This is a genomic window from Mesorhizobium sp. Arg314 (genome assembly GCF_053714275.1).
In genome coordinates this window covers 1-10,742 of the sequence record NZ_JBSKBP010000082.1, presented here as the reverse complement: position 1 = coordinate 10,742, position 10,742 = coordinate 1, and the positions used below count along the sequence as shown (strand labels likewise).

7 protein-coding genes, 1 pseudogene and 1 other annotated feature are annotated in these 10,742 nt (G+C 56.5%); of the genes and pseudogenes, 5 read left to right on the top strand and 3 right to left on the bottom strand.

Translation table 11 applies throughout. The features are described from left to right. Positions 1-493: 493 nt before the first annotated feature. Together ACWGS9_RS32895 and ACWGS9_RS32890 are read right to left on the bottom strand one after the other, a co-directional pair. A pseudogene (locus tag ACWGS9_RS32895) lies at positions 494-1,324 on the bottom strand (sugar phosphate isomerase/epimerase family protein). A 236-nt stretch (positions 1,325-1,560) separates the two neighbouring features. Beyond that, positions 1,561-2,688: an S-(hydroxymethyl)glutathione dehydrogenase/class III alcohol dehydrogenase gene (locus ACWGS9_RS32890; RefSeq protein ID WP_454509144.1), complete on the bottom strand. Its 1,128-nt coding sequence runs from the start codon at positions 2,686-2,688 to the stop codon at positions 1,561-1,563. Positions 2,689-3,401: 713 nt separating this feature from the next. Here ACWGS9_RS32890 and ACWGS9_RS32885 point away from each other — a divergent pair. Further along, the gene (locus ACWGS9_RS32885; RefSeq protein WP_454509143.1) at positions 3,402-5,051 is read left to right on the top strand and encodes an ABC transporter substrate-binding protein; all 1,650 of its coding nucleotides are present in this window, start codon (positions 3,402-3,404) and stop codon (positions 5,049-5,051) included. Here ACWGS9_RS32885 and ACWGS9_RS32880 read toward each other — a convergent pair. Beyond that, positions 5,048-5,506, bottom strand: a complete 459-nt coding sequence (locus ACWGS9_RS32880) for a hypothetical protein (RefSeq protein WP_454509142.1) — start codon at positions 5,504-5,506, stop codon at positions 5,048-5,050. The genes ACWGS9_RS32885 and ACWGS9_RS32880 overlap by 4 nt on opposite strands. A gap of 225 nt (positions 5,507-5,731) precedes the next feature. On the opposite strand from ACWGS9_RS32880, the gene ACWGS9_RS32875 reads away from it, so the two are divergent. The 4 genes from ACWGS9_RS32875 (at position 5,732) to ACWGS9_RS32860 (ending at position 10,474) form a co-directional block, all read left to right on the top strand. After that, on the top strand, positions 5,732-6,664 hold the full coding sequence (locus ACWGS9_RS32875) for a LysR substrate-binding domain-containing protein (protein WP_454509141.1): 933 nt from the start codon (positions 5,732-5,734) through the stop codon (positions 6,662-6,664). Positions 6,665-7,107: 443 nt separating this feature from the next. Next, positions 7,108-7,220: a sequence feature (AL1L pseudoknot), on the bottom strand. Between the two features lie 549 nt (positions 7,221-7,769). Next, complete coding sequence (locus tag ACWGS9_RS32870) at positions 7,770-8,783, top strand: sterol desaturase family protein (protein WP_454509140.1); 1,014 nt, start codon at positions 7,770-7,772, stop codon at positions 8,781-8,783. A gap of 62 nt (positions 8,784-8,845) precedes the next feature. Next, positions 8,846-9,169, top strand: coding sequence for a 2Fe-2S iron-sulfur cluster-binding protein (locus tag ACWGS9_RS32865; protein ID WP_454509139.1), 324 nt, complete (start codon positions 8,846-8,848; stop codon positions 9,167-9,169). Positions 9,170-9,232: 63 nt separating this feature from the next. Next, on the top strand, positions 9,233-10,474 hold the full coding sequence (locus tag ACWGS9_RS32860) for an NAD(P)/FAD-dependent oxidoreductase (protein WP_454509138.1): 1,242 nt from the start codon (positions 9,233-9,235) through the stop codon (positions 10,472-10,474). Positions 10,475-10,742: the final 268 nt, after the last annotated feature.

Below are 10,742 nucleotides of genomic sequence, written 5' to 3'. Positions count from 1 at the left end.
ATTTCCTTCTCTGCATTCCCACTCTCCAGTTCCGTTAAACACCTTATCTCGGTGTCCACGAAACCGGCAGCAGGCCAGTCTTCCGGGGTTGCGGTTAAGCCGAGCCGGTCCTGATCAGAGGAAGACGTGCTATGGCAGACTATAGTTAACTCGGCCGGCTTCTCCGCATAATCGATCAGGGGAATCTCGGCGAAGGTGCGCCGGGGCGCGGTCGCAAGAGCGAGTCATCGATGAGGGCAGCGACATCGTCGCATCGTCACCGGGTGCCAGCAGATTTGTCGCGGCGGTCCCTTCCAGCCAAGTGTTCCGTCACCTAGCCTGGCTCTGGAGAAGTCCGGGCACTGTCGGCGCATCGCCGCCAGCTGCGCGTCTGATCGCCGCGGGATGGGGCCACCCAAAGCCCAGTCATCAACAACAATGTGCTACAAACCAAATGGCCGTTGTTGCGCGATCGATTGCCACGTCGGACCGCTATACGGTGCTCGGCGTCAGTTTATGTCGGCGCTGTCCAAATGTCCCTTACCAGATCGCGCATCAGCAACGCTTCGGCCCACCGGTCCGTCGAGTCGTTTGCAGTTCGTGTTGTAATTGCGTAGGGACGTGGCCCAAGTTCACACGTAAAGCTTAGTATGGCGTCAGACTTCGAGCGGCGGCGCCAGCTAGCGAAGCCGTAGCGCCATCATCCCACGAAAAGATCCACCCACATCTTGTGGTGGGGGAAGGAGATCTCGATTTGGACCTGTTCGCGTGATGCCACCCGGCCGTGAAATGCCCACGACGAATCCAAGATCCTCTCAATCAGTCGATGATTTTCGTCGCTCACTGGCCACGCAAATTCACGACCTGCAAGGAAATGCGACAGGTCTGCGAGGAGCGGAAGGTCAGGCGCAGCTTCCAACAAATCGAGGGTGTAGAACAGGTCGGTCGTGAGTCGGTTGCGGTGTGTTTCGAAGTAGACCGGCAGACCAGCGCCTTCGCTTATCCTTGTCCAACGCTGAATAAGATCGGTTCCGTCGCTGAGTCGGCGCAGCCTTACGTCTGGTTGCACATTGAAATGCAGTGCGCCGAACGCACCAGCTACGTCGATCTGCCGCTTCAAATCATCATCGGTGGCAGGTGTCCCGCATGCTTCGACAAGCAGACCGGTCCCACTTAGAGCCGCTTGAAGCGCCTGTGTCTGCTCCTTATCCCCAACAAAAGCGCTAACGCCATCAAAGGACCCGTCGGCAATCATGCGAAGGTTCTCGTCTAGCGTTCGCTCAAACCCATCGGGCTCGCGTCGTTCCATCGCCCACAGCGATTGAAGGACCTTGAGTTGTTGCATCAGACCTCCAGTATCTTTGATATTCCTTTTGCTAGCTTTGCGCGTCCTTGGCATTGCCGGAACGGCCGGGTGGGTGGCAGTCGATATTCGTACGCGCGCTAGCGCTTCTGTTAAGCTAGTAGGCTGGGGCAAGGGCGGGCTCAAGCCGAGGATATTTGCCCCGTGAAGCTGGTGCCCTTTCGTATCTATGTGCAACCAACCGCCGGCTAAGATTTCGTGAGATTGGTTCCCTGGCGCTAATAGACTACCACGCTCCGGATCGACTTGCCCTCATGCATGAGGTCAAAGCCCTTGTTGATGTCCTCGAGCTTCAGCGTGTGGGTGATCATCGGGTCGATCTGGATCTTGCCGTCCATGTACCAGTCGACGATCCTCGGCACGTCGGTGCGGCCGCGTGCGCCGCCGAAGGCGGTGCCCATCCAGGTGCGGCCTGTGACCAACTGGAACGGCCTGGTCGAAATCTCCTGGCCGGCGCCAGCGACGCCGATGACGACCGACTTGCCCCAGCCGCGATGCGAGGCTTCCAGCGCCTGGCGCATCGCCTTGGTGTTGCCGGTGCAGTCGAAGGTGTAGTCGGCGCCGCCGATCTGGTCGGCGCCGCGCTTGGTCATGTTGACGAGGTGCGGGACGAGGTCGCCGTCGATCTCCTTCGGATTGACGAAATGGGTCATGCCGAATTTTTCGCCCCAGGGCTTCTTGTCGTTGTTGACGTCGACACCGATGATCATGTCGGCGCCGGCAAGGCGAAGACCCTGGATGACGTTGAGGCCAATGCCGCCCAAGCCGAAGACGACCGCGGTCGCCCCCTGCTCAACCTTGGCGGTGTTGATCACCGCGCCGATGCCGGTGGTGACGCCGCAGCCGATGTAGCAGATCTTGTCGAAGGGGGCGTCGGGATTGACCTTGGCCAGCGCGATCTCGGGCAACACGGTGAAATTGGAGAAGGTCGAGCAGCCCATATAGTGGAACAGCTTGTCCTTCCCCATCGAGAAGCGCGAGGAACCATCCGGCATCAAGCCCTGGCCCTGGGTGGCGCGGATGGCGGTGCACAAATTGGTCTTGCGCGACAGGCAGGACGGGCACTGCCGGCATTCGGGCGTATAAAGCGGGATGACATGGTCGCCCTTCTTGACCGAAGTCACGCCCTTGCCGACATCGACGACCACGCCGGCGCCCTCGTGGCCGAGGATCGCCGGGAACAGGCCTTCCGGATCGGCGCCCGACAGGGTGAACTCGTCGGTGTGGCAGATGCCGGTGGCCTTGACCTCGACAAGAACCTCGCCTTCGCGCGGCCCTTCGAGGTCCACGATCATTATTTCAAGGGGTTTTCCGGCCTGAACGGCAACGGCCGCACGTACGTCCATAGCAATGTCCTTCTTGCGGTATAGCGGGGGGAAGAAGCGCGCTAGAATTGTCGTCGGGAGGCTATCCGCTTCCAAGGGTGGGGTACAGATTTTTTATACCTTGGGAGAGATAGTATCGAAATGACTTTCATATGATAGCACCTCAGGTCATACGGGCCAGGCAGAGATCGCGCTTCGCCGTTCGGAATTGAACGTCCCAAGGTGATTATGATGCATCGATTTTTTCGTCAGACAGGGTGGCCGATCAGCCCGAAGCAGCTTTCGCCGCGCTCCTAGGCAAGATCGGGTGCCGCCAACGCATCGCGAGCGCAAAGCCTACGATAAGGGCAGAGACATAAGCTGCAATTATATCGGCTGATTTCTTTTTCGCCTTCCAGAAGCCTGCAATGGCAGCATATGGTTTTACCCTACACTCATTGGGGAGCACCTGAGCATCGTCGGTGGACTGCGCATTCGACAGCTAACGACCTTGGCCTAATGAGGTACTGAGACAGGCATCGCAGGCCCATGCCAAGCGTACGAGGGTAAGTGACCATGACACGACCTCTAAGCTTTATCGCGAGTTCTCTGATCCACAGGTAAAGTACACTCAAGAATACACGTTTGGGACGCCGCTTCCTTTCAAAAAGCTTGAATGTCGCCGCAGGGGTACCATCGAATACACGCAAAATGTTCGCAAAGGCGTGATGTTAGAATAGTAAAGGGGAAGGCACATGCGAGTTTTCAAAAGCAACGGCAAGCGAGTTCCATCTGCTATTAGAGTCATGGCGAAAGAAACCCAGGCGGGTCGTATGGACCGACGCGAATTTCTGGCCCTTGCGACTACCTTCGGCGTATCCACCGCAGTTGCCTATGGCATGATCGGTTTTGCAGCGCCCACACAAGCCGAGGCTGAAGAGCCGAGGAAGGGCGGAACGCTTCGCGTCTCAATGAACGTCAAAGGTCAAAAAGACCCGCGGACCTATGACTGGACGGAAATGGCAAATGTCACACGCTGTTGGCTCGAGCCGCTCGTGCGGTACACGCGCCAGTTCACCTTTGAGCCGGTTTTGCTCGAGAGCTGGGATGTGAATGATGATGCCACCGAGTACACGCTTCATGTCCGCAAGGGCGTTACTTGGAACAATGGCGATGCTTTCAGTGCCGAGGATGTCGTCGCAAACCTGAAACGCTGGTGCGAGAAAGGTGTCTCAGGCAATTCCATGGCGGCACGTGTCAGTGGGTTGGTCGACAGCAAGACCGGCAAAGCTAGGGACGGTGCGATCATTAAGGTCGACGACCACAAGGTCAAATTGACGCTCTCCGCGCCCGACATTACGCTCATTGCGGGGTTCACTGACTATCCGGCACTGGTCGTACATCGCGACTTTGACAAGGACGGCGCCGATCCGGTCAAGAAGCCCATCGGCACCGGAGCATTCGAGTTGGTGTCCTATCAAGTCGGCTCCAAGGCGATCGTCAAGCGCCGCGAGAACGGCAAGTGGTGGGGAGGCGAAGCGCTGCTCGACAGCGTCGAGTTCATCGATTACGGTGCCGATTTCAATGCCTCTCTAAATGCTTTCGATTCCAGTGAGATCGACCTCAATTTCGAGACGCCGTCGGATTTCATCGAGATCTTGGACAAGATGAGCCTGGTCAAATCCGAAATCGATACAGCAACTACCTTAATCTGCCGGACGAATACGACCCACAAGCCCTACGACGACAAACGGGTGCGGAACGCGCTGCAGATGGCAGTTGACAACAAGGCGGTACTGCAACTCGGTTACAGTGGCCACGGCACGGTCGGCGAGAACCATCACGTCAGCCCAATCCATCCCGAATATTATCCGCTCCCGACCAAGGCGCGCGATATTGCCGGTGCCAAGAAGCTGATCCTCGATGCCGGACAGGCGGATTTCGAGCACGAGATAATCTCGGTCGACGACGAATGGCAGAAGAACACCGCTGACGCAATTGCTGCTCAATTGCGCGAAGCTGGTATCAAGGTTAAGCGTACCGTCATACCGGCCTCGACCTACTGGAATGACTGGAACAAATACCCCTATTCCACAACGCAATGGTATATGCGCCCGCTCGGGGTCCAGGTCCTCGCATTGGCATACCGTACTGGTGAGGCTTGGAACGAGACGGCTTACTCTGATCCGAATTTCGACGCCAAGCTCAAAGACGCGTTGTCGGTGATAGACGTTGCCAAACGCAAGGAGGTCATGAAGGACGTCGAGCAGATCCTGCAGGAGTCAGGCATCATGATCCAGCCGTTCTGGCAGAAGCTCTACTGCCACATGAACAAGAAGGTGAAGAACTACGCCATGCACCCGACCTACACAATGGAGTTCCAGAACGTTTGGCTGGACGCCTAAGCCCTTCTTTCGGGGCTAACTGGGCCTCCCATGCGGATCAAAAAGTCCCACGACAATATCACCGCTGCGCGCATTTCAATGACGAATTGGTGCAGAAGGTACACGACGAGTATTTGGCTGAAGGAGAGGACGAGGAAAGCCACACGCGTCGATGGCAGCCGCAGCTCAACGTCGGCACAACCGAGGTAAGGTGTCTGACACAACGGGAGAGTGAAACTCCAAGGAAGTTCAGCCGCGAGTTCAAGCTGAGCGGTCTGATTGATCCTAGGAACGTGCAGCGCTGGACTGCCCAGGCTGCCCGGGACCTCGATGTCCACGATAGTAAGCTGCGCGGGTGCTATCTGCCGATCCGCAGCTGCCCGCGATTGCCGAGCGGCTTTCGAGCCGCCACCGAATGCCAAATGCGCCGAAGCCCGGGCCGGAATGGCATGAAACCAGCAGTAGCTGTCTTTCATTGATAAAGTCCGCGTACGGTTTGACCAGCTCTTGTTCTGGGCCCTCCAGGTTTATTAGCGTTTGCCCAGGGTTTCTCACGTCCTTTGGGAAGGGGCGCACCCTTGGGTTTCCCTTGCAATCGAACTTGTCGCGGATTATTCTGAGCTGAGCAAGATAAGTAGCGCAGGCCGCTTATTCTATACGGTTGAATCACTATTTCTGGGTCGCCTCGTGTTACTCTGGTTTTGCTAAATCTAAGGAGAAGAGCGATCGTCCGCAAGTACTACAACCTCCCGCCATTGACGACTTTAGCGGTTTTTGAGGCGACGGCTCGGCATGCAAATTTTAAAAGCGCTGCAGATGAAATGAACGTAACTGCCGGTGCGATAAGTCGTCAGATAAAAGCGCTAGAGGATGAACTCGGCCTCAAGCTTTTCCTTCGACATAAAAATGGAGTGCAGCTGACCGCGGCTGCGCAAGATTTATTCTCCGAGGTAGCCGCTAGTCTGTCGCGTTGCTCCGAAGCGGTGCAGGCCTTGAGGATTGAGAAAGACGAGGAAATTGTCACTCTCGCGTGTACTGATGCCTTCGCTACGCACTGGCTTATGCCAAGAATGGAAGATTTCTGGATAAAATTTCCACATATTACAGTCAATCATTTCATCTCAGATCAGGTTCGAGACTTTCGTAACGCCGAAGTAGACCTCTTTGTAAGACCTGCAGCAGGAATATGGGCGAACGAAAGCAGCGAGCCGCTGTTCAAAGATCTCATTTATCCTGTTTGTGGTGCGTCTTTTGCAGAAGAACACCGCTTTAGCAAGCCGGCAGACTTGTCGGGCCTTCCGCTACTTCATGTGGATTGGAACAACCCGCATTGGCCTCGGTGGCATGATTTTCTGCAAAACGCATCTGTTCCATATCAAGGGTTGCGCGGGAGCAGATTTAACAGATATTCGGCTCTCCTTACAGCGGCTGAGGCAAATCAAGGCTTGGCGCTTGGATGGGATTCACTGGTCAGACCGATGGTCCGCCAAGGAAGACTCGTCCGATTTTCCGACGTCACGATGCATGACCCTGTCGGCTTCTGTCTAGCTTGGAACAACAGGAAGCCGCTCTCAAAGCCTGCGTCAACAATGCGTGCTTGGCTATTGGACCAGGCATATGCCGCAGCCTATTAGTATCCATTGGGACGTACAATCCGCAATTGAGTGGTCAGGATCATCCACGTGGTGTGGCTGGCGGCGAATCGGCCTGTTTTCCAACGTGGCCAAAGGGAATTTGCTGGTACAGGGGCACGCGATTACCCGTGTAAATGCAAGCTCTACAGCTCTACCGAGTGGCATCCCAAGCCAGACGTTATGGCACTAGCGCCACCCAAAAGAGAGGCGGGACTTTATGCGGTTACGGCTAGGTGTTGATCTGGCGGAAAATGTTTTCAGGTCAACGGAGCGGCGGCTGACGCGTCCGTAGCCCCCGCCCGCCAAACTTTACACTCGCCTTAAGACGCGGATGTTCTCTTCGACCAGACCGCAGGGCCGCCGCCATCAGGGCCTCATCGCGCTTTGCGCTGCTGCCAGTATGGCCGAATCGCGCCACTGGCGTCATGGTAATGATTGGTTAACGGCGCCATCGGAAGCATCTTGCCGATCGGCTCGACCCCATGCGCAGCTCGGTGATCGTTGAAGGCGACAATGGCTTGGCCCGGCGATCGAGCTCTCCATAGCGAAATATGGGGTCGCCTTGCGCGGGATCTCATTGGCCGCTCTCAACTCGCGGTTCTCTCCCTCGAGCTGTCACCAGCTTGGATACCCCGCGGGCTCCCGAGCGCCCCAGCCACTTTCTCACTCCGCCTTCTTGCCCCAACGAACATTTACCCCGTGCAGCCATCTGGCCGCGATCAAACAAGCCCGCACCCCGGCGGGACTATTATCGCAATCGTGTTCCCAATCCTCCGCATCCCTGGGGCGCGTCCCGAGAAAGCTGTTGATTGCCACGGTTCCACCTCATCAGAACTCCGGGAAAGCCGGCGCGGTTCAATACATTACGCTCAACTCTGGTTGATTTTATTTTCCTTTGGGCTCTCGGCACGCGCATATTATATTCTCTCGTAGGCAGGTTGCAGGAGCAAATGGCAGCAACGGATCGAGGCGCTGAGCGCGTTTCAATCGGCGGCCTGCGATGGATCTCTTAGCTACGGCGACCGATACGACCTTGTTTGAGCTTCTGCGCTCGGCTCGGCGAGACAGCCCCTTTGGGCGTGCGAAGTATAGGCGAGTGAATCTCATGACACATGACACTAGGAAGCCGGATGTCACCCTTCCAGGCAAATCGACCTGGAACCATCACCCAGATCTCCCCCTGGAGGACCGGTCGCTGTTCAACTTGAAACGCGGGCCGATGCTCGGGCTCAAGCTACTGTGGAATTCTTGGCTACCGATGTCGGATCGGTTGCTGGTGGTTGGCCTGTCGTTCCTGACGTGGTTCCATCTATCGCCTTCGTTGGAAACAGCGCGAACGTTCACTCTCGATTGGATCGCGGGCGTTTATCTGCGCAACCTCGCGCTGATGGTTCTCGTGGCGGGAGGGATGCATCTCTACCTCTACACGTTCAAAAGACAAGGCAACCATCTTCGGTATGACGCCCGCCCGTTCCACAAAAAAAGCACATTGTATACGTTCAATAGCCAGTTCTTGGACAACGTCTATTGGTCGATTGGCAGTGGGGCGACGATTTGGACTGCATATGAAGTTGTAGGCCTATGGGCATACGCCAACGGCTATGCACCGATGCTCAGTTTTTCTGAACACCCTATATGGTTTGTCCTTTGGTTTGTGCTTTTGCCAATATACGGCGTGTTTCACTTTTACTGGATCCATCGCTTGCTGCATTGGGCTCCGATATACAATAAGGTTCATTCTGTACATCACCGAAACGTCAATGTCGGCCCTTGGTCTGGCATGTCGATGCATCCGGTCGAGCATATCGTATATCTGAGCTCAGTTCTAATCCATTTGGTGATCCCGTCCCATCCAGTACACTTCATCTTCCAGCTACAACAGAAAGTGCTCTTGGCCATCACCTCGCACGGTGGTTACGAAGCCGTAACCGCTGGAGAGGACAGTGACGCTGGACTGAGGGTAGGAGACTTCTTCCATCAGCTGCACCATCGCTATTTCGAGTGTAACTATGGCGAGCCCGAAGTCCCGTGCGACAAATGGTTCGGTACCTTCCACGACGGCACGGAAGAGGCTACGGCTCGCACGCGGGCGCGCTTGAAAGAAATGCGAAAGAAGTAATACGCCGGGCGCGGTGCGCCCGGTTCGTCAATTGCTGGCAGTACAAGTCTAGGAAGATCGCAATGATCAAGATCACTTACGTTGAATATAATGGCCGGGAGCATGTTGTGGAAGTTCCCCGCGACGCCACGGTCATGGAAGGAGCCCGAGACAACGGCATCCCAGGTATCGAGGCGGATTGCGGAGGAGCTTGTTCCTGTGCGACCTGTCACGTGTATGTCGATCCGGACTGGGTGGGCAAGCTCCCACCGAAGGAGGCAATGGAACAGGACATGCTGGACTTCGCCTTCGAGCCGGATCCTGCGCGCTCGCGGCTGACCTGCCAGATTAGGGTGAACGAGGCCTTGGAAGGGCTGGTTATTCACATGCCCGAAAAACAGGTTTGAACACTTCAAGTGATCCGTCGGACGGATAGGCGGATTGGCCCGATGTGCGGAAGGAATTCCTCAATGGCCGGCATTGTAGTCGTCGGTGCTGGACAGGCCGGAGCATCGCTTGCAGCCAAGGTGCGAAGCTTGGGTTATGAAGGGGCGGTGACGCTGATTGGCGAGGAGCCCACGCCGCCCTATCAACGGCCGCCGCTATCCAAAGGCTACCTTCTGGGCGAAATGCATCTTGAGCGGCTATACCTGCGGGCGCCCTCGTTCTGGAAAGAGAATGAAATTGATCTCAGACTGGCCGCACCTGTCACCCTGATCGATCGCGCAACCAAGACTGTGCGCGGGGGCAGCAAGTCAATCCCTTATGACAAACTGGCGCTGACCACGGGATGCCGCCCCAGGCGGATACCGTCCACGGCCGGCGGTGACTTGAAAGGCGTGTATACGATCCGCACGCTGGCCGATATCGATGCGATGGCTACCGAATTCCAGTCCGGTCGGAAGCTACTCATTGTCGGGGGCGGGTATCTCGGGCTTGAGGCCGCCGCGGTGGGGGTGAAGCTGGGGCTTGAGATTACGCTGATTGAGATGGCCTCCCGGATTCTCCAGCGAGTCGCTGCACCGCCAACGTCCGACTATTTCCGGAATCTGCACTCCAACCATGGCGTCAGGATTCTTGAGGATGTCGGACTTGACCGTCTGACCGGACCAGGCCGGGTTTCCAGCGCAGTGCTCGCCAACGGCATGGACATCCCGGTTGATTTCGTCATTGTTGCCATTGGGGTCACCCCTAGAACCGGCCTCGCCGAAGAAGCAGGCCTTGAGATCGAAAATGGCATCCGAACCGACCGGCAGGGGCGAACTTCGGACCCCAGCATATGGTCAGCCGGGGAGTGCGCCTCCTTTCCCTATGACGGTTGGCGCATCCGGCTGGAAAGCGTTGGCCATGCCATCGACCATGCCGAACTGGTAGCCGAAAACATGCTAGGTGCTTCGCAGAGCTATGTGGCGAAGCCTTGGTTTTGGTCGGATCAGTATGACGTCAAGCTGCAAATAGCGGGGTTGAACACCGGCTACGACCAGATCGTCCAGCGAAGGGGCGATCATGAGCAGTCTCGTTCGATTTGGTATTACAAAGGGAGCAGGCTCCTGGCTGTCGATGCAATGAACGAACCTCGCGCATACATGGTAGGCAAACGGATTATAGAAGCTGGACAGACCGTTGCACCCGAGCACGTCGGGGACCCTTCAAGGGAAGTTAAGACCCTTCTGTCACAGACAACCAAGGTCTCGCAAATGTCAGTGCCCTGACTCCGTATACGCAGCCTCAGTTGCTGTGATGTTGAAGATCTCGAGGCAGGAGTGTTCGCAGCTGTCGCGCATAAACACTCTTCCTCGGCGCGCGCCGGGGCGCCGCCTTGTTGGTGTCAACCTAGTCGCCCGTGAACTATGCGCAAGCCGTTGATCTGACTTGTTGAATGAGGAAGATCGCGGGTTTGGCATTGCAGGATTTGCGGTATTTGGCTGGCGTTTTCTTGCAATTCGGTTTTGCGATTCCCTCCTGCTTGCGGGCGTGATT